Here is a 26,560-nt window from a genome sequence, read left to right on the forward strand (position 1 = left end):
TTCGCACCACGGCGCCCGATGGCGGGAGGGCCGGAGTGCCTTCGCTCCGGGGACTTTCGGTGCCCGGGCACCAGGCAGGCCACGGCTCGCGCGGGCGACTCCGTTGCGTCGTGGCGCTCCACCGTCGCTCTCGAGCTCCGGGCCGTCTCATCTCCCGACGGCGCCGGCGCGGGGCCCGGCGAGGCCGTAGAGCACCAGGTTGGTGACGGTGTCGGCGACGCGGCCGTCGTCGGCCGGCAGCGCGTGGTTGAGGCCGGCGAGCACGACGCCCACGGCCGCCGCCAGCAGCTCGGGGTCGCCGGGCAGCGGCTCACCGCGGTCGCGCCTGCTCTCCAGGTGCTTGCGCAGCGGTGCCGTCCAGGCGGTCAGCTCGTCCCGCAACCGGCCGGAGGCCGGCGCGGCTGCGGTCGCCGACTGCAGCAGGGCGATGGCGGTGGGGCGGTGGGCGCGCAGTGCCGTCCAGCAGGCCGTGACGTGCTCGCGGATCGGGTCGTCACCCGGGCCGGGGGCCGGTGTCTCCGCGAGTTCGCCGCGCAGCACGGCCAGGAGCTGCTCCTTGTCGCCGAAGTGGGTGTAGAAGGAGCCCACGGCGCGGCCGGCCGCGGCGGCGATGTCGGTGATCCTGGTCTCGAGGTAACCGTGTTCGGCGAACAGCCGTTTCGCCGCGGCCAGCAGGTCGTCCCGGGTCCGGCCGGCGAGTTCGGCCCGCGTGCTCATCAGCCCGGGAGGTGGGGGATGAGGTGCTCGGCGGATCCGTGGAGCTGGGCTCGCACGGCGCCGAGGTCGACGTCGAGGAGGGTGTGGTCGCGTTTGCGCCAGCGTCCGGCGATCATGACCGCTTCGATGTCGGCGGCGGTGGCGTGCAGTGCGGTGGCGATCGGGTTCGGTGCCGGGGCGTCGATGACGATGAGGTCGGCTTGCCTGCCCGGTTCGAGCCGGCCGACGCGGTCGGCGAGACCGAGTGCGCGGGCGCCTTCGACGGTGGCCCAGGTGAGTGCCTGCTTGGCGGTGATCGTGGCGGTGTGGGAGAAGGAGCCGGTGGTCTGCCGGTGGTGCTCGTGGTCGTGGCCGCGCTGGTGGGCCAGGGCGATGCGGGCGGCGGAGAGCACGTCGGCGGGCGTGACGGCATCGGTGTCGGTGCCCAGCGACGGCGCGGCGCCCAGCCGGAGCAGGTGCCCGGTGACGGGGAAGCCGTGGCCTTGGCCGAGTTCGTTCTCGGGCGTGCTGGTGAGGGTCGCGCCCGCGTGGACGAGGGTCTTGAGCCAGTCGTCGGTGAGCCCGGCGCCGTGCACGACGTTCGTGCGGGGGCTCAGCAGCCCGGCGTCCCGCACCGCGGTCCACCCGGGCCCGGGTTCGCCGCCGCTCTGGTGCATCGAGACGACGAGGCCGCGTTCGGCGGCGGCGCGGAAGTCGGCGACCGCGGTGTCCGGAGTGGACAGCTGGGGTCCGCGGACGGCCATGCCGATGCCGAGCAGTGGACTGGTGGGCAGCCGGTCGACCTCGCCGACCGGGTGGGTCGCGTCGGGTGCGGAGTAGGGGGTGCCGTGCAGGAACACCGCGCGGACGCCGGATGCGCGGAGGCCGTCGAAGGCGGCGTCGGTGTGCTCCGGGGTGGGCGTGTTGTGGCACCAGTCGCCGAGGGTGGTGGTGCCGCGGTCGAGCTGGCTCAGCGCGCCGGCGAGGGTGCCGATGCGCAGGTCCTCGGGGCGGTAGTGGCGGGCCACGGCGCCGTGCATGCGGCCGAGGTAGTCCGCGAGCGTCCAGTCGGTGCCCACGCCCCGCAGGGCGGTCTGCCAGGTGTGCAGGTGGGCGTTGACCAGGCCGGGCATGATGATCCGGCCGGTGACGTCGACGATCTGCGCGCCGGTCGGGTCGAGGTTTTCGCCGACTGCGGTGATGCTGTCGTCGTCGACGAGGATGTCGGCGCGCTCGGTGTCGGGCCGGTTCGCCGCCATGGTGATGACCTGCGCGCCGCGCAGCAGGACGCGGTTCATCCGGCCGCCTCCGGGATCATGGCGCGCACGGCGGCACGGGTTGAGGTGAGGAAGTCGTGGGTCGCGATGTGGCCGAGGTGGCCGTCGGGCCGGACGAGCAGCAGGGTGTCGCCTTCGATTCCGTAGCTGGTGCGGAAGCTGCCAGGTCCGTCGACGGTGAGGCGGCGGAGCGGTGCTCCGGTGGCGGGCCAGTGGAGTTCGTCGCCGGCCGCGGCGGCCTGCGTGCCGTAGGCGACCAGGGTGAAGTGCGGCCCTCGGAAGGTGTCGAACAGCCGTGAGCCGCTCAGGTCGGCGTCCGGGGCGCGGTCGCCGACCTGCAACGTCGTCGTGCGGTCGGCTCCGGCCGGGGCGAGCGGGCCGCCTTGGTAGGTCAGGGACAGCTGTTGTTCCTCTTTGCCGCGGCGCAGGCTCGAGGGGTCGAGTTTGGCGAGGCCTTCGTACTTCTTGGTGGACAGGCCGAGCACGCCGGCGGCGATCGGCAGGCGTTCGGCTTCGTAGCTGTCCAGTAGCTGCGGGTCGGCTCCGGCGAGGACTTGGGCGAGTTTCCAGCCGAGGTTGTAGGCGTCCTGGATGCCGGTATTGAGGCCCTGGGCCCCGGCCGGGGTGTGGACGTGGGCGGCGTCGCCGGCGAGGAACACTCGCCCGCGGCGGTAGGCCTCGACCAGGCGGATGTTGGGCCGGAACACCGACCGCCACTGGATGTCGCGCACGGCGATGTGCCGGTTGCGGGTGTGCGCCCGGATCCGCCGGGTGATCGCCTCCTCGCCCTCGGGCGGTTCTTCGCCGGGAGCCAGGCGGATCATCCACTGGAACAGGTCGGTGTGCGGGAGCGGGCAGGCGCCGGTGAACCGGCCCTTCACCCCGGGCCAGACGTGCCAGCGGGTACGGGACAGGCCGGTGGTGACGGCGTCGACGATCAACATCCGGTCCTGCTCGTCGGTCTCGCCGAGGAACCCCAGATCGAGGTGCTTGCGGACCGCGCTGGACCCACCGTCGGCGCCCACGAGGTAGCGGGCGGTGATCCGTTCGAGGCCGTCCTCGCCGGTCACGGTGGCGGTGACCGACGTGGCGTCTTGGGTGAATTCGGCGAGTTCGCGGCCGTATTCGACCTTGCCGCCCAGCTGCTCGAGGCGGTCGTGCAGCACGGCGTCGGTGCGGGACTGGGGCATCAGCCGGGTGTTCGGGTAGGGGATGTCGGCGGTGGCGTCGCGGTTGCGGAACATCCGCCACGGAACGGTGACCGGACCCAGGTGGATGCCCAACCTGGGGTAGTCGCTGCTGCCGGCGAGGACGTCGTCGAGCACGCCGAGGTCGTCGAAGACTTCGAGGGTGCGGGGTTGGAGGCCTTTGGCGCGGGAGCCGTCGAAGGAGTGCGGGGCCTTGTCGACGATCCGGACGGCCAGGCCGCGGCGGGCCAGGTCGATGGCGAGGGTGGTGCCGGCCGGGCCGGCGCCGGCGATCAGGACGTCGAGGGTGTCGTTCATGGTTCGAGCCGTTCGGTGTGGGGAGCGGTGAACGAGGCGAGCAGATCGCCGACGTCGTCCGGCCGTTCGTAGGGGGCCATGTGGCCGCATTCGGTGAGCACGTGCGTCTGCCGGGGGCGCAGCAGGTCGTGGACGGTGTCGAGGTGGGTGATCGGGGTGACCCGGTCGTCGTCGCCCCACACCAGCTGCACCGGCAGCCCGAGGCTGCCGGCCCGCCGGAAGAGCTCTTGCCGTTCGTACAGCGGGAAGTCCTGCAGGGTTTGGAAGAACGCGTAAAGGGAGCCTTCGTACCGGTAGGCGTTCCGCACCATGGCGACCAGCCGGGCGGAGAGGGCGGGGTCGCGGACGTTGTGCCCGAGGTGGTCTTCCAGGAGCTTGCGGCCGAAGCGCCGGGCGACGAATCCGGCGACGACGTCGTTGCGCAGCAACCGCTGCGCGCGGGGACGTTCACCCAAGCCGGCCGGGCCCACGACGGTGAGCGTGGTGACCGCGTCGGGATACCGGGTCGTGTAGGCCATGGCGACCAGGGCACCCATCGAGGTGCCGACGACGTGCCGCGGCCGCGTGGGGTCCAAGGTCGTGGTCAGCTCAGCGAGCTGGCGGACGAACAGCTCTTCGTCGTAGCGGCCCCGGACGCGGTCGGAGTACCCGCGGCCGTAGGCGCTGTAGGCGAGGGTGCGCAGACCGCGGGCGTGCAGCCGGGCCGCGAGACCGTCCCAATAGGACAGTGGAATGGTGAGGCCGCCGACGAGGACGGCGAGTTCCCCGCCGGCGGGACCGGTCAGCTCGTAGTGCGTCACCCCGTCGGACAGCTCGGCGAAGCTGCCACGCAGGGTCCGGCGCGTGGCCACGTCGAGCCGGCGGTCCTCATCGGAGGCGACGAAATACTTCATCGCAGGAACTCCGTGATCGCCGTGGCCACCCAGTCCGGGTCCTCTTCCGGCAGCAGGTGGCCACCGTCGGCGTGGATCCGCTCGACGGCGCCGGGGATGTCGCGGGCGAAGTGCTGCCCGTCGACGCCGGCGCTGCGCAGAACCAGCGTCGGGACCGCGATCTTCGGGATGTCGGCGCTGCGGTCGGACTGGTCGGTGTTGGCGAAGTCCACGAACGCCGACCGGTTCCCCGGACGGCTGGTCAGCGCGTGCACCCGGTCGACCATGGCGTCGTCCACGATCGCGGAGTTCGCGCCGACGGCTTCCCGCAGCCCGCGTTCGGTCGCACTCCGCGGCAGCCAGCGCCGCAGGAGCGGACGCAGCAGCGGGTTCCGGGCCAGCCGCAATCCCGCGGGCAGCGTCTTCTCCGGGTAGCCGGTGGCGTTGACCAGCACCAGCGCATCCACCCGCTCGGGAGCGTCCAGAGCGAGATTCCACGCGATGTTGCCGCCGAGCGAATTGCCCGCCAGCGCGAAGTGCGGCACCTCGATGGCGGTCAGGAAGCGGGCGATCGTCCCCGCGTAGGTCCGGATGCGGTAGTCGCGGTCGGGCCGCGGCCCGGTCCGCCCGAAGCCCGGGAGGTCCGGGCGGATCACGTCGTACGACGCCGACAACAGCGCCGCGACCCGCTCGAAGCCCTCCAACGACGACCCGCTGCCGTGCAGCAGCACCAGTGCGGGCCCGTGACCTGCGCGTTCGTAGTGAACGCGCAGGCCGTCCACCGAAACTGACCGGGTATGGGTGGCATTCATAATGGCAACAGTGTTGCCGTTATTGCACGGGGTGTCAACCTGCGGTCATACTTCTGAGCGTGTCGAGAACCTCCTTGCCGGCCGAAGCCACCGCGTCCGCACGACGATCGCGGGGCCGCCCTGCCGTCCCGCTGGACCGGATCCTCGCCGCGGCGCTGCAGCTGGTCGACGAGGAAGGCGCCGAGGCGCTGTCGATGCGGAGCCTCGCCCAACGGCTCGAATCCGGCACGGCCACGCTCTACCGCCACTTCGGCAACCGGGCGACGTTGGTCACCCACGTCATCGACCGCGTGTTCGCCGAGGTCGACCTCGACTCCCGGGCCCTGACGGAGCTGAGCTGGGACCAGGCCTGCCAGGCGTTCGCGCGGGCGATGTTCGACGCGCTGGGCAAGCACCGGAAGCTCGCGCCCCTGCTGATCGAGCAGACCCCGACCGGACCGAACGCGATGGCCCTGCGGGAACGCTGCCTGGCCGTCCTGCTGGACGGCGGGTTGCCGCCGAGCCTCGCGGCGCGCGCCTATGCCACCCTCGCGCGCTACGTCCTCGGGTTCGCCATCCAGCTCACCGGCACCGGGAACGACGCCGAGCAAGAGCGCGTCTCGGCGCGCTTCCACGACCTGCCGTCCGCCGACTTCCCGGCCACGCGCACGGTCGCGGACTCCCTGCCGGTGCCGCTGGAGGACGAGTTCGCTTTCGGCCTGGAGCTGATCGTCACCGGGCTGCGCCAGTTGCACGCTCCGGCCCGGTGACGTGGACGACCACTGCGGTGGCGTTGTCGTTCCCACCGGCTTCTTCGGTGTCGGCGAGCAGCTGTCCCACCTGACGATCCGGGGTGGCCGCCCGTTGCAGGACATCGCGGATCCGGGGGTAGGGGACCTGGTCGGTGACGCCGTCGCTGCACAGCAGGAAGACGTCGCCGGGGCGGGGGGCGAGGTTGAGCACGTCCGGCTCGGGGTGCGCGTCGTGCCCGACGTAGCGGGTCAGCTGGTAGCGGGCGTGGTGGGCTTCCGGTGAATCGAACGCGTACCAGCCGTTGACGGCGCCGAGCCACGCCATCGTGTGGTCGACGGTCAGTTGCTCCAGCAAGCCGTCTCGGAGGCGGTAGCCGCGGGAGTCGCCGATCTGCACCAGCCACAGACCGGCCGGGGACGCGGCCAGTGCGGTCAGGGTGCAGCCGGTCAGCAGGCCGATCCGCCGCCCGGCCGCGCCGACCCGCTCCTGGGCTTCGGCGACCGCGGCCCGGAGCGTGGCGGCGTCGAGCGTGTCGCCCGCCGTGCGGATCCGGTCGACGAAGACGTCGACGGCGGTGCGGCCGGCCGTGCGGCTGCCTTCCCCGTCGCCCATGCCGTCCGCCACGACCGCGAGCAACGGTTCCCGGGTCAGGTGGGCGACGTCGAAGTTGTCCGGATACCGCCGGCCGACGACACTGCCGGCAGCGGCACGAAAGGCGAAGTCGGTCATCCGGGAAGGATGCCAGCCGGTCGCCGTCTTGTCCGGGAAAGCAGAGGACCGCGGGCTGCGTCCGGCGCGGGACCGAGGTCAGACGGCGGCGAGCCGGCGGAAGCGGCTGCCGTGGAAGACCAGCGGCGGGGTTCCGCCCGCGCGCAGGCGGTGGATCTGCAACAGGGCGATCACATGGTCTCCGGCCGGGACCTCGACGTGCAGCGAGCACTCCAGCCAGGCGCTCGATCCGCTGACGAAGACGCTGTCGTCCGGGCCGGGCTCCCACTCGACGTCGCGGAAGCGGTCGCCCCGCCTGGCGGACAGGCTGAGGCAGGCGTCGTCCTGTCCTTCGGCGAGGACGCTGAGGCCCAGCCGCGGCCGGTCCCGCAGGAGGGGCCAGGTCGACGACGTCCGCTGGATGCAGATCGACACCAGCGGCGGCGACAGCGAGACCGACGTGAAGGAGCTGGCGGCCAGCCCGCGGGGCTCTCCGCCGACGAGGGCGCACACCGCGGTGACGCCGGAGGGGAAGCAGCCGAAGGCTTCGCGCAGGTGGCTCTCGGACGTCACGGACTCCAGGTCGATCATCAGCGTCCTTTCCGAAGCGGGGGATGCAGTGCCCGCACGTGCGGGACGGGGCCGGTGAAAAGTTCGACGTCGACCGCGGCGTGCTGACCGGCGCAGCCCTGCGACAGCCGCGACGACGGAACGTCGGCCGTCAGGACGTTCGGGTTGCCGTGCGCGCACAGCGGGCCGGTGGGGTGGTCGTCGACCGGGTCGAACCAGGCGCCGGTCGGGAGCTGGACCACGCCGGGGCGGAGGGCGTCGTCGAGGACCGCGCCGGCCAGGCAGGCGCCCCGGGCGTTGAACACCCGGACGACGTCGCCGGTCGTGATGCCGCGGGCCGCCGCGTCGGCCGGGTTCACCCGGATCCGCTCGCGGCCCGCGACTTTGCCCGCGCTGCTGACGTCGCCGGCGTCGAGCTGGCTGTGCAGGCGGGTGTGCGGCTGGTTGGCGATCAGCCACAGCGGCCCGGACTCGGTCGGCGGGAGCCAGACCGGGTGGCCGGGGCAGTCCGGGTAGCCGAAGCCCGCGACGGTCTCCGACGTGATCTCGATCCGGCCGCTCGGCGTGCGCAGGGGGTGGGCGACCGGGTCCGCGCGGAAGTCCGCGAACAGCGTGTGGTGCTCGCGGCCGGGCGGCAGTTTCAGCTCGCCGTCGGCCCAGAACTGCTCGAACGTCGGTTCTTCGCGCCAGGAGTGGTACAGGTGCTCCAGCCACTCCCGCGGGGAACGGCCTTCGGTGAACGCCTCGGCAACGCCCAGCCGGGCCGCCAAAGCCGCGAAGATCGCGTAGTCGTCGCGTGCTTCTCCGGCGGGAGGAGCGATCCGGTGCATCGCGATCAGGTGGGTGTCCCGGCGGCCCGAGCCGAGGTCCTCGCGTTCCAGTGCCGTGGTGGCGGGCAGGACGATGTCGGCGTGCCGGGCGGTCGCCGTCCAGTGGGGTTCGTGGACGACGACCGTGTCGGGGCGGGTGAACGCGCGGCGCAGGCGGTTGAGGTCCTGGTGGTGGTGGAACGGGTTGCCGCCGGCCCAGTAGACGAGCCGGGTGTCGGGGTAACGGCGGACTTCGCCGTCGTAGTCGTACTCGCGACCCGGGTGCAGCAGCAGATCGGCGATCCGCGCCACCGGGATGAACTCGCCGACCGGGTTCACCCCCTGCGGCAGGTACGGGACGCGCAGCTCGGGGCCGGTGTCGCCGACGTCGCCCATCGAGCCGTAGCCGTGCCCGAACCCGCCGCCCGGCAGGCCGATCTGGCCCAGCATCGCGGCCAGCGCGATGCCCGCCCACACCGGCTGCTCGCCGTGCTCGGTGCGCTGCAGCGACCACGTCACGGTGATCAGCGTCCGGTGGGCGGCCATCTCCCGGGCGAGCGCGACGATGTCGGCGGCCGGGATACCGGTGATCCCGGCCGCCCAGTCCGGGTCCTTGTCGAGCAGGTAGCGCTCGAACTGGGGGTAGCCGACGCAGTAGCGGTCCAGGAACTCCCTGTCGTGCCGGCCTTCGACGACGAGGGTGTGCGCCAGCGCGAGCATCAGCGCGGTGTCGGTGGCGGGCCGGATCGGGTACCACCGCGCGTCCAGTGTGGACGGCAGGTCGTCGCGCAGCGGGCTGACGAGCGCGACGCGGGCCCGCAGCCGCGCGAGGTGCCCCGGTGTGCCGTGCACGGTGACCCCGCCGGGCGTGACGAACACGTTCTTCTCCGGCACGCCGCCGAAGGCGACGATCAGCTCGGTGTGCCCGGCGATCGTCGGCCAGGTCGACGCCTGGCGCAGCACCGCGTGCTGGTCGCCGACGACGTGCGGCAGCAGCACCGACGAAGTCCCGTTGCTGTAGCTGTTCCGCGACGCGGTGAAGCCGCCGATCGTGTTCAGGAAGCGGTGCAGCTGGCTCTGGGCGTGGTGGAACCGCCCGGCGCTCGCCCAGCCGTACGAGCCGCCGAAGACGGCCTGGTTGCCGTGCTCGGTCCGGACCCGGTCCAGTTCGGCGGCCAGCCGGTCGAGGACGTCGTCCCACGGCACCTCGACGAACTCGTCGCGGCCGCGCCGGTCGTCCGGGCCGGGACCGTGCTCGAGCCAGCCGCGGCGGACCGCCGGCCGGGCCACCCGGCTCGGGTGGTCCAGCGCGGCGGCCAGGTTGCCCAGCAGCGGCGACGGCGCCGGGTCCGCCGGGTGCGGCTCGACGCGCAGCCGCCCTTCCGCGTCGACCTCGGCGGAGAAGGCACCCCAGTGCGATGTGCTCGGCTTCATGCGCCGACGGTAACGGCGTCCGCGCGCTCCCGGACCAGCTTGACGAGGGTGCCGTAGTCGCGGGCGTCGGCCAGCGGCGAGAGCCCGCGGATCAGCAGCGTGCCGACGCCGAGCCGGACGTAGCCGAGCAGCGAGTCCGCGACCTGCTCGTAGCTGCCGACCAGCGCGGTCGAGTTCCCGGCGGCGCCGGTCGCCTTCGCCACCGCCGTCCACAGCCGCTCGTCCACCACCTCGCCGGTCGCGGCCGCCTCCAGGAGCCGCTGGGAGCCGACGGCCTCGGTCGAATCGCGGCGGCCCTTGAACTCGCCGACGCGCTCCTGCGTCAGCCGCAGGATGTCCCGCGCGCGGTCCCACGCCTCGGCTTCGGTCGCCGCCGGGATGGGCCGCAGGCTGACGCTGAAGGCGATGTCCCGGCCGGCCGCGGCCCGCACCTGGCCGATGCGCTCGGCGATCCCGGCCAGCGGTTCGCCCCAGAGCGCGTAGACGTCGGCGTGCTTCGCCCCGACCCGGATCGCGTCGGCCGACGCGCCGCCGAAGTACACCGGGATCCCGGCGGCCGGGCGGACGTCGGAGAGCGCGCCCTCGACCCGGTAGAACTCGCCTTCGTGGTCGAACGGCTCGGCCGAGTCCCACGTCCGGCGGACCACGGTCAGGAAGTCGTCGGTGCGGCGGTAGCGGGTGGGTTTGTCGGTGAAGTCGCCGTCGCGGGCCTGGTCGGCGTCGTCGCCGCCGGTGATCACGTGCAGCGCGACCCGGCCGGGGTGGAACGCGTCGAGGGTGGCGAACTTGCGGGCGAGCTGGGTGGGCGCGACGAAGCCGGGGCGGTGGGCGAGCAGCACGCCGAGCCGGCCGGTGGCGGCGAGGACCTGGTCGGCGAGCACGAACCCGTCCGGGCTGCTCGCCGACTGGGCGATCAGCACCCGGTCGAACCCGGCCGCTTCGTGCGCGCGGGCGACTTCGCGCAGGTACTCCGGCTGGATGACCGGGCCCTCCGGCGCGACGGTCTCGCTGGCCTGGCGGCCGGCGGCGTAACCGATGAATTCGAGCGTCACGGGGTCTCCTGTCCCAGGGCGCGGGCGGCGGCGAAGATGTCGCTCATCCGCCAGCTTTCGTTGGCGTGGGTGCGGCGGGCCCGGCCCCAGCCGGAGTCGCGCCGGTACTGCGCGGGCCAGTCCGAAGCCCGGACGGCGGTTTCGTCGACGGCCACGGGCCGGCGGCAGTCGGGGTCGACGAACAGGGCGTCGGCCGGGCAGTAGAGCTCGCAGAGGAAGCACGTCTGGCAGTCGCTCTGGCGCGCGATGACGGGCGGGGCGTCCGGGACGGTGTCGAAGACATCGCTGGGGCACACCCGGACGCACTTGTCGCAGGCGATGCAGCGGTCGGCGAGAACGAGTTCGATCACGCGGCGGCCTCCCGCTCGTCGGTGCGCCAGTGCATGCCGAGGCTTTCCCGGCGCCGGAGCGCGGCTTCCTTGACCCAGCGGCCCACGGCGACCAGTGACGCCGTCTCGCGCGCGGTCACGGCGTCGCGGCCGGTGCCGGTCAAGCGCGCCTCGACGTCCGTCCACAGGGAATCCAGGAGGGACAGGGACCGGCGGAGACCGGTCTCGTCCCGGAACATGTTCTTGTCGTAGGCGTTCAGCTCCTCCCGGACCACGTCGATCACCGCGGTCGTGTCCACTGTGGCCGGTAGGCCGCCCGGCCGGATCCCGGCCCGCCCGATCGGCCGCACCGGTGAAGCTTTCGTGCCGCGGGCGTACCGGACCGCCGCGCGCCCGGCCCAGGTGCCCGACGAGACCGCCCACGCCGAGTTCGGCGAGCCGCCGCCGGAGATCGCCCCCACGACCGGGACCCGGCTGGCGACGTCCCCGGCGGCGAAGAGCCCGGGCACGTCCGTGGCGCAGTCCGGTGCCACGACCAGGCCGCCGACCCCGCGGATGGTGCCCTCGCCGAGCAGGGTGACCTCGAACCGTTCGGTGTACGGGTCGATCCCGCGACGGGTGAACGGCAGCAGGAAGTTGGGCTGGACCACGGGCATCTTGCGGCGCACCCAGTCCGGCGCGCGGTCGAGCGTCGTGAACACCGGGCCGCGCAGCATCGCCGCGCCGAGCACGCGGTTGCGGTCCGGCCCGGACGGCAGCTCGATGACCCGGCCGCCGGCGTCGGTGTAGGTGCCGAACAGGTACGTCATCGACCGCGCCATGGTCGAGAAGGCCGGGGCGAGGGTGTAGTAGTTCGAGAACTCCATGCCGGACAGCCGCGCGCCGGCCTCGACGGCCATCAGGTGGCCGTCGCCGGTGTTGCCGCGCGAGCCGAGCAGGTGGGAGCGGAACGCCGTGCCGCCGGTGGCCAGCACGACCGCGCCCGCCCGCACCTGCCAGTTCCCGCCCGCCTGCCGCCGGACCCCGGCCGCGCCGCCCACGGAGCCGTCCGGGCGCAGCAGCAGTTCCAGCGCCGGGTGGTGGTCGAGGATCCGGACGCCGGCGCGGTGAACCAGCCCCCGCATCGCGCGCAGGTACTCCGGCCCGCGCACGTTGTTCGTTCGGTCTGGTCTCCCGTCCCGCACCGGGAACGGGTAGTACTTGTCCAAGGTGGGCAGTCGTTCCCACGTCGTGCGCAGGACCCGCAGCGCCTGCTCGGCGTCGGCTATCCCGCCGGCGTGCGCGTGCCGTTCGGCGACGGCCCGCTCGTGCTGCGACGGCTCGACGAACCAGTGCGTGACCCCGGCCGTGGCGGTGACGCCGCTGGTGCCGCAGTAGCCCTTGTCCACCAGCACCACGTCCCCGCCGGCCTGGGCCGCGGCCAAAGCGGTCCAGGTCGCGGCGAGGCCGCCGCCGATGACCAGCACGTCGGCCTTCACCGGGACTCCGCCAGCTCGGCGACCCCCAGCTCGGCCAGCAGCCGGTGCCGCAGCTCGTCGAACTCCGGGTTGCGGCGGCTGCGTTCGCCGTCGAAGGCGACGCGGTGCTCGGCCGCGAGCCGGCCGGAGCGCATCGCGACCACGCGGTCGGCGAGCAGGATGGCCTCGTCGACGTCGTGGGTCACGAGCAGGACCGCCGGGCGGTGCGCGTCGACGAGCTGCCGGACCAGAGCGTGCATCTTGATCCGGGTGAGCGCGTCGAGGGCGGCGAACGGCTCGTCGAGCAGCAGCAGCCGGGGTTCGCGCACCAGCGCCCTGGCGAGGGCGACGCGCTGGGCCTCACCGCCCGACAGCGTGACCGGCCACGCGTCGAGGTGCCCGGCCAGGCCGACCTCGGTCAGCGCGCGGGCCGCGGCCTCCCGGGGCAGGCCGACGGCGACGTTCTGCCAGACCCGTCGCCACGGCAGCAGCCGGTGCTCCTGGAAGACCACCATCCGCTCGGCCGGGGCGTCGAGGTCGCCGCCGTCGGGCGTGTCGAGCCCGGCGAGCAGCCGCAGCAACGTCGTCTTGCCGCAGCCGCTTTCCCCGATGAGCGCGACGAACTCGCCGGGCGCGATGTCGAGGTCGAGGCCGTCGAGGACGGTCCGCGGCCCGAAGCTCTTGGTCAGCGCGCGCACGCGCACGGCGGTGGTCACAGCTTCACCGCGTGGTCGGCGATGGTGATCGGGCCGCTGAGCACCTTCCGCTTGGCGAGCCAGTCGGCGCCGCGCTGCAGCTGCGCGATCCCGTCGTCGTCGATCAGCGCCAGCTTGGTCCGGACGTTCTTCGCGGCCATCTTGTCCAGTACGGCCTGCGGGTAGTGCGAGACGGCGTTGCCGATGTCCAGGGATTCCTTGTAGTGCTGGTTCTGCCAGTCGTAGTCGGCCTGGAACGCGGCGATCACCGTGCGGATCGTGTCGGCGTTCTTCTCGGCGTAGTCGCGGCGGACCAGGTAGCTGGTGAAGTCGATCTGGAAGTCCAGCTCGTCGCCGTCCACGAAGATCGGCTTGGCGCCGTACTGGACCTCGGCGATCTCGCGGAAGCCCTGCCAGATGGCCCAGGCGTCGATCTTCCCGGCGCCGAACGCGGCGGACGCCTCCGGCGGGTTGAGGTAGGTGACCTTCACCGACTCGCGCGGCACCTGGTACTTCTCCAGCGCGGCGACCAGCAGGAACTCGCCGAGCCCCGCCTTGTTGACCGCGACGGTCTTCCCCGCGAGATCGGTGACCTTTTCGATGCCGGTGTGGGCCCCGGCGACGATCGCGGTGGTCCGCGGGGTGGACGCCGCCCAGGCGACGTAGACGAGGTCGGCACCCGAGAGGATCGCCTGGTCGGCCGGGGTGGTGCTGCCGCCGAAGCTGAAGTCGGCGGTGCCGCCGACGACGGCCTGCAGCGTCGGCGCGTGGTTGGGGAACGGGCCGACCCACTCGACGGCGATGCCCTGGTCCGTGAGCGTCTTCTCGAGCACGCCGCGGGCCTTGGGGACGGAGATGGTGCTGTAGGTCAGCCGGACCTTGCCCTGCGTGGCGCCGCCGGCCGAGCCGGTGGCGCACGCGGCGAGCGGGGCGGTGAGGGCGGTCAGCCCGGCTGCGGTCAGGAACGTGCGGCGGGAGAGTGTCATGGGGAGTCCTCAGGCGGTCAGGCGGGCGTAGGTGGGGTGCCAGCGCAGCAGCCGGCGTTCGAGGAGCCGGGTGACCAGGTCGCAGAGGATCCCGATCACGGCGTAGATGAGCACGACGAGCACGATCACGTCGGTCTGCAGGAACTCCCGGGCGTTGGTGGCCATGAACCCGAGCCCGGCGTCGGCGCCGAGGGTTTCGGCGATGACCAGCGCGAGCCAGGCCGCCGTCAGCGACAGCCGCAGCCCGCCGAGGATCGACGGCAGCGCGCCCGGCAGCACGACCCAGCGGATCTGCGCGGCGCGGCCGAGGCCGACGACGTCGGTCATCTCCAGCAGCTTCGGGTCGATCTGGCGGATGCCGAGCACGGTGGTGAGGTAGAGCGGGACGGCGGTGCCGAGCGCGATCAGGAAGATCTTGCCGGCTTCGCCGATCCCGAACCAGACGATCACCAGCGGCAGGATGGCCAGGAACGGCACCGCGCGGACCATCTGGATGCTGCGGTCCAGCAGTGCCTCGGCCACTTTGGACAGTCCGACGAGCAGGCCGAGCCCGAGCCCGAGGCTCGCCCCGATGGCGAACCCGGTGGCCGAGCGCTGCAGGCTGGCGACCAGGTTGGCGGGCAGTTCGCCGTCGGCGATCAGGTCGCCCGCCTTGGCCAGCACGCCGGTCGGGGCCGGCAGCACCTGCTTCGGCAGGAGCCCGGTCCGCGCGAGCAGTTCCCACAGCGCGAGGACGGCGACCGGGGACAGCCAGGAGACGGCCCGGTACGGGAAGCGGACGACGGCCGGCCGGGTGACGGCGCGGGTCATCGCGGATCGAGCCCGGAGTCGACGTAGTCGGTCAGCTTCTTGCCGCCGGGGAACAGGCCCTGCTGGACCCAGGTGTCGTAGGTCTTCTGCAGCTGGGCGGCGAGCGTGGCGTCGACCGGGATGCGCTGGTAGGTCGTCTCGTCCGGCCTGACCTGCTTCGCGATCTCGATCGGCTGGTGGGCGAAGCCGGCGTACCACTTGTCGAACGCGTCGGGGTTGTCCTTGGACCACGTGTAGCTCTTGTCGACGCGGCTCGCGAAGTCCTGGATGGCGGTGCGTTTGCGCGGGTCGCCGAGTGCCTTGTCGGTGGCCGAGAGCACGTTGAGGCCGGAGTTGATGCCCGCGCCGTCGGACAGCACCCGGGCGCCCAGTTCGCCGCGGGCACGGGCGGCGTAGACGCTCCAGGTGGCCCAGGCGTCGATGCTGCCGGTCGAGAACGCACCGTTCGCTTCGGACGGCGCGAGGAAGTTCAGGGTGACGTCCTTGTCGGTCAGCCCCGCCTGCTTCAGCGCACCGATCACCAGGAAGTGGGCGACGCTGCCGCGGGTGGTGGGGGAGATCCGCTTGCCCTTGAGGTCGGCGACGGTGTGCGCGGGGCTGTCCTTCGGCACCAGCAGGTAGGTGCCCTTGCCGCCGTTGCTCCAGGCCGCGGCGACCTTGATCTTCGAGCCACCGGCGATCGCGGTCACCGTGGGGGAGTCGTTGGCGCCGCCGATGTCGACCGCGTCCGCGCGCAGGGCCTCGTGCAGGTTGACCGCCGCGGCGAACTGCGACCACTCGATCTTGTAGGGCAGGTCGTCGAGCAGCCCGGCGGCCTTGAGCCGGGACTGCGTGGCGCCGGTCTGGTCGCCCACCCGCAGCACCACCGGGCCGGAGGCGTCCGATGTGGACGATCCGCACGCGGTCAGGGTGCCGAGACCGAGCAGGGTGGCCACGAGCAGGGCGAGCCGGGGTTTCGAGGGCATGCGGAACTCCCCAATGCGGTGTCGGCCGCGGAGATTCGGTTGCGGCGCCGGGCTAAATGGTCACCGGCGTGTATCTATTTTCCCCCGCGGCCGGGCCGAGTCAACGGCCGCGACCGGGTTCCCACGAACCGGGAAGAGCTCCACTGTGGACCGATGCGGCGCGCGCGGCGTCGAAGTATTCGCGCAGCGGACGCCAGCCGGGCACGACGAACCGGCCGCCCGGACCGGTGAAGGTCAGCGTCGGCAGGGCGTAGCGGACGTGGTGTTCGAGGTGCTTCGCGCGGCCGCTGTGCGGTCCGGGCGCGGTGATGTCGAGGACTTCCGGGCAGGGGTTGCGGGTTTCGCGCCAGTCGTCCCGGACGGCCTGCCGCACTTCGTCGCTCGCCATCGCCGTCCGCAAGGCATCGACGTCGAGACCCGGTACGCCTTCGACGGCGGCGAGCACCCGGCCGGTGTCGTCGGCCGGGGTGCCGTGCCGGAACGTCGTTTCGCGCAGCCGCGTCAGGACCAGGTCGGCGACGGTTTCCCCCTGTGCCTCGGCGGCTTTCGCGGCCAGCGACGCCGGCCAGCTCGTGCGGGCGACCCAGGCCAGGTGCGGCGGTTTCGGGGCGCCGGTGTACTCGGTGACGCCGTCGATGAACTTCGCGTACCAGGCGGCTTCGGCGGCGGGGTCCGGTGCCGGGTCCTCGTCGTCGTCGAAGAGGATGCCGAACACCCGGCGCCACCGGGCGTCCGGCAGTTCCGCCCGCAGCAGGCGGAACTTCGGCTCCGACCCCCACGCCCACGGGCAGGCGGGGTCGGTGTACTCGACGACTTCGAGCGGCACGGCTCAGTCCTCGGGCACGTCGACCGGGGACCACAGGCTCGGCAGGTTGACCACGATGCCTTCTTGGCTGCTCCGCGCGATGATCACGACCGCCTCTTCGTCGGTCGGGTTCTCCTCGCGGTGCGGCACGTACGGCGGAACGAAGATGTAGTCGCCGGGCCCGGTTTCGATCCGGATTTCCTCCTCGCCGTCGGCGAAGACGAACACCGGGTGACCGGACTTGACGTAGATGGCCGTCTCGGCCTCGCCGTGGTGGTGGTCGCCCGAGTTGGTCACCGGCGCGACGTGCGTCTCGCCCATCCACACCTTCGACGACCCGACCGTCTTGCCGGAGATCGCCTCCAGCCGCCGCATGCCGCTCGTCTGGTTCGTGTCGCCGGTGAGGTCGGCGCCGCGGATGTGGCGCAGGGGCTGGTGCCAGAGGTCGCTCACGCGAAGTCCTTTCAGGTGGCGACGCGGGCGGGCGCCGCGCCGTCGAGCAGGTCGGCGATGGTCGTGGCGCGCAGCAGCGCGTCGAGCCCGGCCTCGAGGCCGGACCAGAACGGCGTGAGCCCGGCGGCCGTTCCGTGGTAGGCCAGCGCCGGGCGGGGTTCGCCGCGGACGGAGAGGAACTCGCCGTCGACCGCCACGACGGCGTCCCGCACGGTCAGTTCGCCGGCCGGCCGGGCCAGCCAGTAGCCGCCTTCGCAGCCGCGCTGGCTGCGGACCAGCCCGGCCTGCCGCAGGTCCCGCATGACCGCCTTGATGAACCGGGCGGGGATGTCCTGGGTGGCGGCGACGGCTTCGCAGGTGATCGGCCGCGAGGTGTCCGCGGCGAGCTCCAGCAGCACCCTGATCGCGTAGTCCGCCCTGGCCGAGATGCGCATGCCCGCCATCATCCCCGGACCAGGACCGGCCCGCGCGTCCCGGCGCGCAGCCACTCCAGGAACTGGACGACCTCGGCGGCCACGCTGCGGTGGGCGACGTCGTTGAGCACGTCGTGCCGGCCGCCCTCGACCAGCGCGAACCGGCCCGCCGGGAGCATCTCGGCGAACGCGCTCGCGGCCTTCGGGTCCGCGACCCGGTCCGCGCCGCCGTGCAGGACGAGCACCGGCGTGCGGGGGAGCGCCGCCGGGATGCCGGCGGGCTCCGAGAGCAGGGCGCCGCGCCGGAGGCGGTCGTCGGTGCCGAGCAGCTCGCGGTGCACCGGGCACGCGGTCCGGACGTCGAGCTCGGCCTCCCACGAGCGATCCGGCGTGGCGTCGGCCGAGAGCGGCAGCCCGGCCGCCACGACCGCGTGCACCGGCAGCTCCGCGGCCAGGCTCAGGGCGGCGACGGCGCCGGTGTCGCTGCCGAGCAGGACCACGGGGACCGGGCCGCCGCGCAGTTCGCCCGCGACGTCGGCCGGGGAAGCCACCGCGACGACCCGGTAGCCGTCGAAGGCCAGCCGCGTGCCGAGCCGGGTGTAGAGACCGGGGTGCTCGCCGCGGCCGGGCAGCACCACGACGGTGCCGCGCACGGTCACGCCGTCCGGCGGGGCCCAGCGGGCGCGGGTCATACGGCGGCCGCCGCGGCCGGCTGCCGCTCGCGGCGGGCCAGCTCGGAGCGCACCAGCGGCAGCAGGTGCCTGCCGTAGTCGATGGCGTCGTCGAGCGGGTCGTAACCGCGGATCAGGAGGGTGGTGACGCCGATGTCGACGTAGTCCAGCAGGGCCTTGGCCACCGTCTCGGGCGTGCCGACCAGCGCGGTCGAGTTGCCCGCGGCACCGGTGGCCGTGGCCAGCGGGGTCCACAGTGCACGGTCGTGGCGGTCGGCCTTCGCGGCCGCGGCCAGCAGCCGGACGCTGCCGACGTTGGTGGGCGCGCCGCCGTCACGCCATTCGCGGGCCGCCTTGGCCGCGCCGCTCGCGGTGATCTTGTCGAGGATCCGCTCGGCCCGTTCCCACGCCAGTTCCTCGGTGGGCGCGAGGATGGGCCGGAACGACACGCTGATCCGCGGCGGGGTCAGCCGTCCGGCCGCCTTCGCCGCCGCCCGGACGGACGCGATCTGCTCGGCCGTTTCCTTGAGCGGTTCGCCCCACAGCGCGAACACGTCGGCGTGCTGCCCGCCGACCCGGTAGGCCGCCGCCGAGGAACCGCCGAAGTACAGCGGGATCCGCGGGTTCTGCAGCGGGCGCACCTGCGGGGTGTAGTCGTCGAGCCGGTAGTGCTTGCCGTGGTGGGAGAACGCGGACCCGGACGTCCAGGCGCGCTTGAGGACCTCCAGGTACTCGCCGGTGCGTTCGTAGCGCTCGTCCTTGGGCAGGTAGTCGCCGTCGCGGGCCTGCTCGACGTCGCTGCCGCCGGTGATGGTGTGCACCGCGACCCGGCCGCCGCTGAAGTGGTCGAGGGTGGCGAACGCGCGCGCCGCCAGCGTCGGCGCGACGAACCCGGGGCGGTGGGCCACGAGCAGGCCGAGGCGCTCGGTGTGCGCGGCCGCGTAGGCCGCGACCTGCTGGCCTTCCGGCCAGCCCGCGCCGTAGCCGATGAGCACCCGGTCGAAGCCGCCGTCCTCGTGCGCCCTGGCGAACCGGCGGACGTAGGCGGGGTCGATCACCGGGCCTCTGGCGGGCCGGGTCTCGCTCGCGTCCTGGGTGCCGATCATGCCGACGAACTCGACGGGCATCTGCTTTCCTTTCGCCGCAGCACAATGCTCGCTTCAGCGAACGACACGAGCGACGGCGGTGTCAATTGGGCATCTCCGGGTGTCCATTTGGTGGACGGTGCTGGCTCCGCCTCCGCCGGGCGGCTTATCGTCGGCCCGCTCGCCGATACCCCGGGAGGACTCGTGACCACGAGCGTCGCCACCGTGCCGCAGCCCGACCTGGCCGCGTTGCCGTCGATCGTCGGTGCGCTGTCCGCGCGGGCCGGCGAGCACGACCGCGAAGCGACGTTCCCGCACGAGGGCGTCGAGCTGGTCCACGCCGCCGGCCTGCTGACCACGACCGTGCACCCGCGCTACGGCGGTCCGGGCGCCGGTGTTCTCGACACCGCCCGGCTGCTTTCCGAGCTGGGGCGCGGAGATCCGTCGGTGGCCTTGGTCACCGCGATGACGTTGTTCGTGCACGCCGCCCAGGGCACTGAGCCGTCATGGCCCGAAGAGGTCTACCGGCAGGTCCTCGCCGAATCCGCCGAGCGGCCGGTGCTGATCAACGCGCTGCGCGTCGAACCGGAGCTCGGCTCGCCGACCCGCGGCGGCCTGCCCGCGACGACCGCCCGCCGTACGGCGGACGGCTGGCGCCTGTCCGGCCGGAAGATCTACTCGACCGGTTCGGTGGGCCTGCGGTGGATGGTGGTCTGGGCGCGGACCGACGAGGCTTCGCCGCGGGTGGGCGGGTTCCTGGTCCGCGCCGGCGCTCCGGGCATCGAGATCGAGCCGACCTGGGACCACCTCGGGTTGCGCGCGAGCGCGAGCCACGACGTCGTGTTCACCGACGTCCCGGCGGCGGCTCCACCGGGACTGTCCACACCGGACACCCAGCGGCCGCCGGTGCTCACCTTCCCGCTCGCGCTGCCCGCGATCTACCTCGGTGTCGCGCGCAACGCGCTGGACTGGCTCACCGGGTTCCTGCGTGACCGCGTCCCCAGCGGGCTCGGCAAGCCGCTGGCGACGTTGCCGAGGTTCCAGACCGCGGTCGGCGAGATCGCCGCGCGGATCACCGGGGCGGAGGAGATCCTGTTCGGGCTCGCCCGCCGGGCCGACGAGGGCGACCCGGCCGCGGTGGCGCGGGCCGGGGTGGCGAAGGTCCTCGCGACCCGGCTGCTCGTCGAGGCGGTGGAGCAGGCCGTCGCGCTGACCGGGAATCCCGGCCTGACCCGGGCCAACCCGCTGCAGCGGCACTACCGCGACGTGCTGTGCAGCCGGGTCCACACCCCGCAGGACGACGCCGTGCTGACCGGGCTGGGCCGGTCCATCCTCGCTTGACCGCGGTCCCGGGAGAGCTCCGGATCGCTTCCCGCCGGGTGGCCCCACCGCCGGCGACCGGTTCGCGCCGTGGGCGTGTCCTTGTCTTGTCCAGTGGGAAGCGGCCATTCGAGTGAGAACCGCCCAGCGGGGTGGGCAGCAAGTTCATCATGGTCCGGGCGCTGATCTCGTGGGGGACGGCGAAACCGGCGGGGGACGTGGTGATGGCGAAGTCGACGGCAGCGGTGCACCGCACGATCGTCGTGGTCGACGTCGAGGGGTTCGGCGCGTGGCAGCGGACGAACCACCACCAGCTCGCGGTCCGGCGCGGGCTCTACCGCTGCCTGCGGACCTCCTTCGACAAAGCCGGCATCCCGTGGGAATCCTGTGAAACGGAGGACCGCGGTGACGGCGTCTTCGTCCTCGCGCCGCCGGAAGTGCCGAAAAGCCTCTTCGTGGAGGCACTTCCCGCCCTGGTGGTGGACGCACTCGCGGCGCACAACCACCTGCACGGGCCCGAAGCCCGCATCAGGTTGCGGATCGCGGTGCACGCGGGAGAGATCAACTACGACGACCACGGCGTCACGGCGGCGTCGGTGAACCTGACGTTCCGCCTCGTGAACTCGGCCGAGCTGAGGGCCGCGCTGGCCGGGTCGCGGGGCATCCTCGCACTCATCACGTCGAGCTGGTTCTTCGACGAGGTGGTGCGGCACAGCGTCACCGCCAGGCCCGAGACCTACCGAAACGTGACTGTCTCGGCCAAGGAGACCGTCACTGCGGCGTGGATCGCCCTGCCGGACAACCCCTACAGCGACCTCGCCGACCCGGTGGGACAACCGAGTCCCGCAGCGGGCGCCGAACCCCGGGTGCTGCCCGTACCCCGGCACCTCCCGGCGAGCACCGCCCACTACACCGGCCGCCTCGCCGACATCGCGAAGCTCGACTCGTTGCTCGTCGAGCCCGGGACGAGCGGGCCCGGCCAAACCACGGTGTTCCTGATCGTCGGCGCGGCCGGCATGGGTAAGACCGCGCTGGCCGTGCACTGGGCGCACGCGGTGAGAAGCCGGTTCACCGACGGCGACATCTACCTCGATCTGCACGGCTACGACCCGGTCGCGCCCCCGCCGCTCGAGCAGGTCCTGGAACGGGTGCTCAGAGCGCTGGGGGTCACCACCCGGAACATGCCGGCGGACCTCGAGGGGCAGGCGGCGCTCTACCGCTCACTGCTGGCCGACCGGCGTGTCCTGATCGTCCTCGACAACGCCGCCACCCCAGAGCAGGTCCGCCCGCTGCTCCCCGGGTCGGCCACGTGCCGGGTGCTGATCACCAGCCGCCACCGGATGTCCGGCCTGGTCGCCCGCGAGGGCGCCGCCCGCTTGACCCTCGACCCGCTTCACCCGACGGAGGCGTACTCCCTCCTCGAGCAGATCGTCGGCGAAGACCGGGTCGCGGAGGAGGGGGCCGCGGCGGCCGAGATCACGCGCGCCTGCGCATACCTCCCGCTCGCGTTGCGCATCGCCGCCGAACGCGTCGCCGCGCACCCCAGGCTCACCCTGGCCGAACTCGCTCGCCAGCTGTCCGGCGAACGCGACCGGCTCGACCTGCTGGCCGCGGACGACGACGAGAGCACGGCCGTGCGCGTCGTGTTCTCCTGGTCCTACCGGGCGCTCCCGCCGGCCGTTTCCCACGTGTTCCGCCTGCTCGGCCTGCACTCCGGCCCGGACATCTCGATCCCCGCTGCCGCGGCGCTGACCAACCTCAGCATCGAGCACACCCGGCGCAACCTCGACGCGCTCGCGAGCGTGCACCTCGTGGAGGAGGTCGGCCACAACCGCTACCGCCTCCACGACCTGCTCCGGCTGTACGCCGCGGAACGCGCCGGCGAGGACGAAACCGAAGCCGGCCGCGGTGCCGCGAAACTGCGGCTGCTGACGTGGTACCTGCATTCCGCCGACGCCGCCGACCGTCAACTCGCCCCGCGCCGGCGCCACGCCCCGCTCGGCGAACCACCCGACGGCTGCCGTCCGCTGACCTTCGAAACCCAGGGGCGCGCCTGGCAGTGGTGCGAGGCGGAACGCCTCAACCTCGTCGCCGCGACCCGGCAGGCCTCGGCCGAGTCGCACCTGGACATCGCTTGGCAGCTCCCGACCGCGTTGTGGGGCTACTTCACCCTGCGGACGCCCTGGGTCGACTGGATCATCGCCTACCGCATCGGGCTCGCCGCGGCCGAGCGGCAGGCCGACCGGAGCGGATACGCCTGGCTGCTCGCCGGGCTGGGAATCGCGTACCGCAACCTCCGCCGGTACGACGATGCGATCGACAGCTTCGAGCGCGCCCTCGGCGTCTGGCGCGAACTGGGCGACCGTTACGCCGAGGCGTGGACCTTGGGCAGCCTGAGCATCGCCTTGTGGGAGCTGGAGCGATTCGCCGACGCCTTGGCCTGTTCGCAGGACGCGCTCACCCTGTTCCGCGCCGTGGACAGCCCATACGGCGAAAGCCAGGCCCTGCACTGCTTCGGCGACGCCTGCCGCGGTCTCGGACGGTACGCCGAGGCGATCGACTACCTCCAGCAGGCGCTGCACCTGCGACGGGGCAGTGGCGACCCGGGCGGGGAAGCCCAGATCCTCAAAAGCCTCGGGGACACCTACCAGGACCTCGACGAACTCGACAAGGCCGAGGAGCACTACCGGCAGGCGCTCGGGATGTGGCGCGAGGTCGGCGACCGCTGGAGCGAAGCGAGGAGCCTGACCTCCATCGGTGACATCGCGAAGATCCTCGGCGACCTCGACACGGCGGTCGACTGCTGGCGTCGGGCACTGGCGATCTGCGAGGAACTCGGCGCCCCGCAGACCGCGGAGATCCGCGCCCGGCTGAACCACGCGGTCTGATCAAGGTGCCGCGGGCGACCGGCCCGGCTCGCCGCGCACGACAGCCGTGGACGTCCGGCCGCCGATGGACACGGCGACGGCCGCGCCCGCCAGGCAGACCACGGCGGTGATCAGGAAGATCGCGCGGTACTCCGTCAGCAGCGCTTCGCGAACCGCGCCGAGGTAGCCGGCGAGGGCCTGGTCGTAGGCCGGTTGGGACGGGAACAGGATCCGGATCGGCGGGTTCAGCGACGCGGTCAGCGTGTGGAAGTAGTGCAGGCCGAATGCGGACACGGCGGCGACGCCGACCAGCATGCCGGTCATCCGCGCGACCACGACCGCGGCCGACGCGACGCCGTGCTGGGCGCGCGGCACGGCCCGCAGCGCGGCCGTCGACAGCGGGGCGATGACCAGGCCGAGCCCCAGCCCGGCGAGGGCCAGGTCGACGTCGAGGCGCGGCAGGCCCAGGACGGACCTGGCGGTGAGGACGTCGGCGGGCCAGCGGGACATCAGCAGGTAGCCACCGGCCGCGACCAGCATGCCGGCGCCGGCGATCCAGCGTTCGCCGATCCGCGTGGCGAGCAGGCCACCGAGCAGCGCGCCGGCCGGCAGCGCGACCAGGAACCGCAGCAGGAGCTCGACACTGCCGCCGTCGTCGCGGCCGAGCAGTGTCTGCGCGAACAGGTCGACGTCGACCAGCGTGATCATCAACGCCGCCCCCGCGGCGACGCTCGTCCCGAGTGCGGTGAGGAACGGCCGCATCGCCACGTTCGCCGTGTCGACGAGCCGGACTTCGGCGCGCGACTCCCACCAGAGGAACGCGGCCAGGCTGACCCCGGCGCCGATCAGGAACGGCACGCCCCACGGCGGCAGCACCTGCTCGCGCGGGTTCGGGTTGTCCAGGCCGATGACGAGCAACGCGAGGGTGAGGGCCAGCAGCAGGACACCGGCGAGGTCGACGCGCGGCCGCTCGGCGGGTTTCCCGCCCCGCACGGAAACCTGCACCGCGACGGCGGCCAGCACGGTCAGCGGGACGTTGACCCAGAACACGCCGCGCCAGCCGGTCGCGGCGGCCAGCCCGATGCCGTAGAGCGGCCCGAGGACGCTGCCGAGCTCCTGCGCGGCGCCGACGGCGCCCAACACGGCGGAGCGGCGGTTCCCCGGCCACAGATCCGCGGCCAGCGCGAGGGTGACCGGGAGCAGCGCGCCGCCGGCGGTCCCCTGGACGACCCGGCCCACGACCAGGAGCGGCACCGTGCCGGCCAGCGCGGTGAGCACCGACCCGGCGAGGAAACCGCCGAGGCAGGCCTGCAGCAGCAGCTTGCGGCCGAACCGGTCGGAGTACTGGCCGAGCAGCGGCATCGCGGCCACGTAGCCGAGCAGGTAGCCGGTGATGACCGGGGTGACGATCTCCAGCCGGTTCACCGGAACGCCAAGGTCGTCGATGATCTGCCGGAGCAGGCCGACGACGACGTAGGTGTCCAGCGCGCCGAGCAGCACGGCGAGACCACCGGCACCGACGGCGAGCGCGCGGCCGCCGGGCGAGCCGGACGGCCCGGTCACGCCGGCGCGGTCACGGTGACCGGCTTGTCCACGTCGGACAGCGTGACGTCCACGCTCGCGTTGCCCGGGAACCCGAGCGCAGCCTTGACCGGCAGGTGGCCGCCGTCCTGGCGGAGCCAGAAGGTGGCGTTCGCGTCCGAGGACACCCCCGGCACCAGTGCGGCCAGCGCGTCCCTCGGCACCGTCCCGGTGACGCGGTAGGTCGCCGTGCCGCCGACGTCTTCCGTCCCGTCCGTCTTCGGGCCCTGTACCGAGGACAGCACCTTCGGGATGCCGCGCTGCGGGTCGAGGATCGCGGACGGGTCGTAGATCGAGGAGCTCAGCGCGGCCGGGATCTGCTGGAACCCGCCGGTGGGCCCCTTGAGGTACAGCGAGCCGTTCACGAGGACGAACTGGGCGTCGACGACCTGGCCCATCAGCTCCAGCGTGCCGGTGCCCTTCGCGCCGCCCCCGTTGGCCTTGGTCAGGTCACCGTCGACGCTGTGCACGCTCAGGCCCGGCACGGTGCCGTTGACCTTCAGCGTGAAGTGCGTGCTGGTGACGGCGCCCGTGGCCGACGCGCTGTCCTTGAGCAGGGCGACGGCGTCGGGCAGCGACGCGCCACCGCCCGAGCCCGAGGAACAGCCGGTGACGATCGCCGCGCCCAAAGCCATCGCCGCGAGCAGGGTACGCCGCAGAATCATGCGCACACCCTAGTTCAGCGGCCGTCCCCCGCCGGCGCCGCGGCTATGCCGAGTACGCGCCGGCCGCGAGGTCGTCGAGGAGGGACGGGCCGCCGGGTGTCCAGCCGAGCAGCTGCCGCGTCGCGGCGCTGGTCGCCGCGAGGTCCATCCCGAAGAACCCGCCGATCCAGCCGAAGTGGGCCGGGACGTCGTCGGCGGGGATCGACGCGACGGGCAGGTCGAACGCGCGCCCGATCGCCTGCGCGATTTCGCGGGTCGGCACGCCTTCTTCGGCGACGGCGTGCAGACGAGCGCCCGCAGGTGCCTTCTCGAGCCCGAGGGTGACCATCCGGGCCGCGTCGGTGCGGTGCACGGCGGCCCAGCGGTTGGTGCCGTCGCCCGGGTAGCCGGAAACGCCCTTCTCGCGGGCGATCGCCGACAGGACCGCGATGAACCCGTGGTCGCCGGTGCCGTGCACGGTCGGCGCGAACCGCAGGCTGACGGCGTGCACCCCTTGGCCGGCGAACTCGAGCGCGAGGTTCTCGCTTCCGCCACGGGGCGAGTCGGGGCCGTGGAACGGCGAGGCGTCGTCCTCGGTGGCCGGCCGGCCCTTGGCGAGGGCGGCGATGCCGGAGGCGAGCAGGAACGGGCGGCCGGTGCCGGTGAGTGTCTCGCCGATGGTCTGGACGGCGGCCCGTTCGGCGGCGTTCGAGACGGCCGGGTGGGCGAAGTCGTGCTTGTTCGCGAGGTGGATGACGGCGTCGGCGTCTTTCGCGCCGGCGCGGAGGCCGGCCAGGTCGTCCAGGTCGCCGCGGCGGACGTGGGCGCCCTTCGCCGTCAACACGGCGGCGGACGCTTCGGACCGGGCCAGCCCGGTGACCTCGTGGCCCGCGGCGAGCAGGTCGTCGACGACGGCCGAGCCGATCCAGCCGGAGGCCCCGGTGACGAAAACGTGCATTTCGCGCTCTCCCTGAGTGAAGCCGGTAGTGATGTCTGCGACTGACGTCAGTCA

26 protein-coding genes are annotated in these 26,560 nt (G+C 73.0%); 3 read left to right on the forward strand and 23 right to left on the reverse strand.

Annotated elements, in window-relative coordinates; genetic code table 11:
• Positions 1 to 147: 147 nt before the first annotated feature.
• Genes ACWEGE_RS16780 through ACWEGE_RS16800 form a run of 5 tightly spaced genes read right to left on the reverse strand, consistent with a single transcriptional unit; the run spans position 148 to position 5,162 of the window.
• A complete protein-coding gene (locus ACWEGE_RS16780; protein WP_449661346.1) occupies positions 148 to 717 on the reverse strand; it encodes a TetR/AcrR family transcriptional regulator in 570 nt (189 codons plus the stop codon).
• Positions 717 to 1,994, reverse strand: coding sequence for an amidohydrolase family protein (locus ACWEGE_RS16785; protein WP_449661347.1), 1,278 nt, complete (start codon positions 1,992 to 1,994; stop codon positions 717 to 719). The genes ACWEGE_RS16780 and ACWEGE_RS16785 overlap by 1 nt, the downstream gene beginning before the upstream one ends.
• Positions 1,991 to 3,478, reverse strand: a complete 1,488-nt coding sequence (locus tag ACWEGE_RS16790) for an FAD-dependent oxidoreductase (RefSeq protein WP_449661348.1) — start codon at positions 3,476 to 3,478, stop codon at positions 1,991 to 1,993. Before ACWEGE_RS16790 ends, ACWEGE_RS16785 begins: the two co-directional genes overlap by 4 nt.
• Complete coding sequence (locus tag ACWEGE_RS16795) at positions 3,475 to 4,371, reverse strand: alpha/beta fold hydrolase (RefSeq protein ID WP_449661349.1); 897 nt, start codon at positions 4,369 to 4,371, stop codon at positions 3,475 to 3,477. Before ACWEGE_RS16795 ends, ACWEGE_RS16790 begins: the two co-directional genes overlap by 4 nt.
• Positions 4,368 to 5,162 (reverse strand): alpha/beta fold hydrolase, encoded by a 795-nt coding sequence (locus ACWEGE_RS16800; RefSeq protein WP_449661350.1) that lies wholly within the window; start codon positions 5,160 to 5,162, stop codon positions 4,368 to 4,370. Before ACWEGE_RS16800 ends, ACWEGE_RS16795 begins: the two co-directional genes overlap by 4 nt.
• A gap of 59 nt (positions 5,163 to 5,221) precedes the next feature.
• Here ACWEGE_RS16800 and ACWEGE_RS16805 point away from each other — a divergent pair, with 59 nt between their 5' ends.
• A complete protein-coding gene (locus tag ACWEGE_RS16805) occupies positions 5,222 to 5,911 on the forward strand; it encodes a TetR/AcrR family transcriptional regulator (RefSeq protein ID WP_449661351.1) in 690 nt (229 codons plus the stop codon).
• On the opposite strand, the gene ACWEGE_RS16810 is transcribed toward ACWEGE_RS16805, so the two are convergent.
• The 15 genes from ACWEGE_RS16810 to ACWEGE_RS16880 form a co-directional block, all read right to left on the reverse strand.
• Entirely contained in the window at positions 5,874 to 6,623 is a 750-nt protein-coding gene (locus tag ACWEGE_RS16810) for a PP2C family protein-serine/threonine phosphatase (RefSeq protein WP_449661352.1), read from the reverse strand. The two genes, ACWEGE_RS16805 and ACWEGE_RS16810, sit on opposite strands and share 38 nt — an antisense overlap.
• 78 nt (positions 6,624 to 6,701) lie before the next feature.
• Positions 6,702 to 7,193, reverse strand: coding sequence for a flavin reductase family protein (locus ACWEGE_RS16815; protein WP_449661353.1), 492 nt, complete (start codon positions 7,191 to 7,193; stop codon positions 6,702 to 6,704).
• On the reverse strand, positions 7,193 to 9,415 hold the full coding sequence (locus ACWEGE_RS16820; RefSeq protein WP_449661354.1) for a molybdopterin-dependent oxidoreductase: 2,223 nt from the start codon (positions 9,413 to 9,415) through the stop codon (positions 7,193 to 7,195). Before ACWEGE_RS16820 ends, ACWEGE_RS16815 begins: the two co-directional genes overlap by 1 nt.
• Entirely contained in the window at positions 9,412 to 10,467 is a 1,056-nt protein-coding gene (locus ACWEGE_RS16825; protein WP_449661355.1) for an LLM class flavin-dependent oxidoreductase, read from the reverse strand. The genes ACWEGE_RS16820 and ACWEGE_RS16825 overlap by 4 nt, the downstream gene beginning before the upstream one ends.
• Positions 10,464 to 10,817: a 4Fe-4S binding protein gene (locus ACWEGE_RS16830; RefSeq protein ID WP_449661356.1), complete on the reverse strand. Its 354-nt coding sequence runs from the start codon at positions 10,815 to 10,817 to the stop codon at positions 10,464 to 10,466. The genes ACWEGE_RS16825 and ACWEGE_RS16830 overlap by 4 nt, the downstream gene beginning before the upstream one ends.
• Positions 10,814 to 12,274: an FAD-dependent oxidoreductase gene (locus ACWEGE_RS16835; protein ID WP_449661357.1), complete on the reverse strand. Its 1,461-nt coding sequence runs from the start codon at positions 12,272 to 12,274 to the stop codon at positions 10,814 to 10,816. The genes ACWEGE_RS16830 and ACWEGE_RS16835 overlap by 4 nt, the downstream gene beginning before the upstream one ends.
• On the reverse strand, positions 12,271 to 12,969 hold the full coding sequence (locus tag ACWEGE_RS16840) for an ABC transporter ATP-binding protein (protein ID WP_449661358.1): 699 nt from the start codon (positions 12,967 to 12,969) through the stop codon (positions 12,271 to 12,273). The genes ACWEGE_RS16835 and ACWEGE_RS16840 overlap by 4 nt, the downstream gene beginning before the upstream one ends.
• Positions 12,966 to 13,934: an ABC transporter substrate-binding protein gene (locus ACWEGE_RS16845; RefSeq protein WP_449661359.1), complete on the reverse strand. Its 969-nt coding sequence runs from the start codon at positions 13,932 to 13,934 to the stop codon at positions 12,966 to 12,968. The genes ACWEGE_RS16840 and ACWEGE_RS16845 overlap by 4 nt, the downstream gene beginning before the upstream one ends.
• Before the next feature lie 9 nt (positions 13,935 to 13,943).
• Positions 13,944 to 14,744, reverse strand: a complete 801-nt coding sequence (locus tag ACWEGE_RS16850) for an ABC transporter permease subunit (RefSeq protein ID WP_449661360.1) — start codon at positions 14,742 to 14,744, stop codon at positions 13,944 to 13,946.
• Entirely contained in the window at positions 14,741 to 15,709 is a 969-nt protein-coding gene (locus tag ACWEGE_RS16855) for an ABC transporter substrate-binding protein (protein ID WP_449661361.1), read from the reverse strand. The genes ACWEGE_RS16850 and ACWEGE_RS16855 overlap by 4 nt, the downstream gene beginning before the upstream one ends.
• 100 nt (positions 15,710 to 15,809) lie before the next feature.
• Positions 15,810 to 16,535 (reverse strand): DsbA family oxidoreductase, encoded by a 726-nt coding sequence (locus ACWEGE_RS16860; RefSeq protein ID WP_449661362.1) that lies wholly within the window; start codon positions 16,533 to 16,535, stop codon positions 15,810 to 15,812.
• Positions 16,536 to 16,538: 3 nt separating this feature from the next.
• Positions 16,539 to 16,967: a cupin domain-containing protein gene (locus ACWEGE_RS16865; RefSeq protein WP_449661363.1), complete on the reverse strand. Its 429-nt coding sequence runs from the start codon at positions 16,965 to 16,967 to the stop codon at positions 16,539 to 16,541.
• An 11-nt stretch (positions 16,968 to 16,978) separates the two neighbouring features.
• The gene (locus ACWEGE_RS16870; protein ID WP_449661364.1) at positions 16,979 to 17,401 is read right to left on the reverse strand and encodes an RrF2 family transcriptional regulator; all 423 of its coding nucleotides are present in this window, start codon (positions 17,399 to 17,401) and stop codon (positions 16,979 to 16,981) included.
• Positions 17,402 to 17,409: 8 nt separating this feature from the next.
• Positions 17,410 to 18,072, reverse strand: coding sequence for an alpha/beta hydrolase (locus ACWEGE_RS16875; RefSeq protein ID WP_449661365.1), 663 nt, complete (start codon positions 18,070 to 18,072; stop codon positions 17,410 to 17,412).
• On the reverse strand, positions 18,069 to 19,178 hold the full coding sequence (locus tag ACWEGE_RS16880) for an LLM class flavin-dependent oxidoreductase (protein WP_449661366.1): 1,110 nt from the start codon (positions 19,176 to 19,178) through the stop codon (positions 18,069 to 18,071). Before ACWEGE_RS16880 ends, ACWEGE_RS16875 begins: the two co-directional genes overlap by 4 nt.
• Before the next feature lie 162 nt (positions 19,179 to 19,340).
• Between ACWEGE_RS16880 and ACWEGE_RS16885 the strand changes: the two genes are divergently transcribed.
• Together ACWEGE_RS16885 and ACWEGE_RS16890 are read left to right on the forward strand one after the other, a co-directional pair.
• Positions 19,341 to 20,477 (forward strand): acyl-CoA dehydrogenase family protein, encoded by a 1,137-nt coding sequence (locus tag ACWEGE_RS16885; protein WP_449661367.1) that lies wholly within the window; start codon positions 19,341 to 19,343, stop codon positions 20,475 to 20,477.
• 131 nt (positions 20,478 to 20,608) lie between these two features.
• Positions 20,609 to 23,344, forward strand: a complete 2,736-nt coding sequence (locus ACWEGE_RS16890) for a tetratricopeptide repeat protein (RefSeq protein WP_449661368.1) — start codon at positions 20,609 to 20,611, stop codon at positions 23,342 to 23,344.
• On the opposite strand, the gene ACWEGE_RS16895 is transcribed toward ACWEGE_RS16890, so the two are convergent.
• Genes ACWEGE_RS16895 through ACWEGE_RS16905 form a run of 3 tightly spaced genes read right to left on the reverse strand, consistent with a single transcriptional unit; the run spans position 23,345 to position 26,506 of the window.
• Positions 23,345 to 24,886 carry an MFS transporter gene (locus ACWEGE_RS16895; protein WP_449661369.1) on the reverse strand — a complete coding sequence of 514 codons (1,542 nt, stop codon included), beginning with the start codon at positions 24,884 to 24,886 and terminating at the stop codon, positions 23,345 to 23,347.
• On the reverse strand, positions 24,883 to 25,569 hold the full coding sequence (locus tag ACWEGE_RS16900; protein ID WP_449661370.1) for an LppX_LprAFG lipoprotein: 687 nt from the start codon (positions 25,567 to 25,569) through the stop codon (positions 24,883 to 24,885). Before ACWEGE_RS16900 ends, ACWEGE_RS16895 begins: the two co-directional genes overlap by 4 nt.
• Positions 25,570 to 25,612: 43 nt before the next feature.
• A complete protein-coding gene (locus tag ACWEGE_RS16905) occupies positions 25,613 to 26,506 on the reverse strand; it encodes an SDR family oxidoreductase (protein ID WP_449661371.1) in 894 nt (297 codons plus the stop codon).
• Between the last annotated feature and the right edge of the window lie 54 nt (positions 26,507 to 26,560).

The organism is Amycolatopsis sp. NPDC004747 (assembly GCF_053601335.1).

Coding starts and splice junctions, on each gene's coding strand:
- ACWEGE_RS16785 (WP_449661347.1), bottom strand. CDS start 1,994: ATGAACCGCGTCCTGCTGCGCGGCGCGCAGGTCATCACCATGGCGGCG.
- ACWEGE_RS16815 (WP_449661353.1), bottom strand. CDS start 7,193: ATGATCGACCTGGAGTCCGTGACGTCCGAGAGCCACCTGCGCGAAGCC.
- ACWEGE_RS16870 (WP_449661364.1), bottom strand. CDS start 17,401: ATGCGCATCTCGGCCAGGGCGGACTACGCGATCAGGGTGCTGCTGGAG.
- ACWEGE_RS16820 (WP_449661354.1), bottom strand. CDS start 9,415: ATGAAGCCGAGCACATCGCACTGGGGTGCCTTCTCCGCCGAGGTCGAC.
- ACWEGE_RS16875 (WP_449661365.1), bottom strand. CDS start 18,072: ATGACCCGCGCCCGCTGGGCCCCGCCGGACGGCGTGACCGTGCGCGGC.
- ACWEGE_RS16850 (WP_449661360.1), bottom strand. CDS start 14,744: ATGACCCGCGCCGTCACCCGGCCGGCCGTCGTCCGCTTCCCGTACCGG.
- ACWEGE_RS16780 (WP_449661346.1), bottom strand. CDS start 717: ATGAGCACGCGGGCCGAACTCGCCGGCCGGACCCGGGACGACCTGCTG.
- ACWEGE_RS16900 (WP_449661370.1), bottom strand. CDS start 25,569: ATGATTCTGCGGCGTACCCTGCTCGCGGCGATGGCTTTGGGCGCGGCG.
- ACWEGE_RS16855 (WP_449661361.1), bottom strand. CDS start 15,709: ATGCCCTCGAAACCCCGGCTCGCCCTGCTCGTGGCCACCCTGCTCGGT.
- ACWEGE_RS16905 (WP_449661371.1), bottom strand. CDS start 26,506: ATGCACGTTTTCGTCACCGGGGCCTCCGGCTGGATCGGCTCGGCCGTC.
- ACWEGE_RS16810 (WP_449661352.1), bottom strand. CDS start 6,623: ATGACCGACTTCGCCTTTCGTGCCGCTGCCGGCAGTGTCGTCGGCCGG.
- ACWEGE_RS16790 (WP_449661348.1), bottom strand. CDS start 3,478: ATGAACGACACCCTCGACGTCCTGATCGCCGGCGCCGGCCCGGCCGGC.
- ACWEGE_RS16795 (WP_449661349.1), bottom strand. CDS start 4,371: ATGAAGTATTTCGTCGCCTCCGATGAGGACCGCCGGCTCGACGTGGCC.
- ACWEGE_RS16845 (WP_449661359.1), bottom strand. CDS start 13,934: ATGACACTCTCCCGCCGCACGTTCCTGACCGCAGCCGGGCTGACCGCC.
- ACWEGE_RS16800 (WP_449661350.1), bottom strand. CDS start 5,162: ATGAATGCCACCCATACCCGGTCAGTTTCGGTGGACGGCCTGCGCGTT.
- ACWEGE_RS16880 (WP_449661366.1), bottom strand. CDS start 19,178: ATGCCCGTCGAGTTCGTCGGCATGATCGGCACCCAGGACGCGAGCGAG.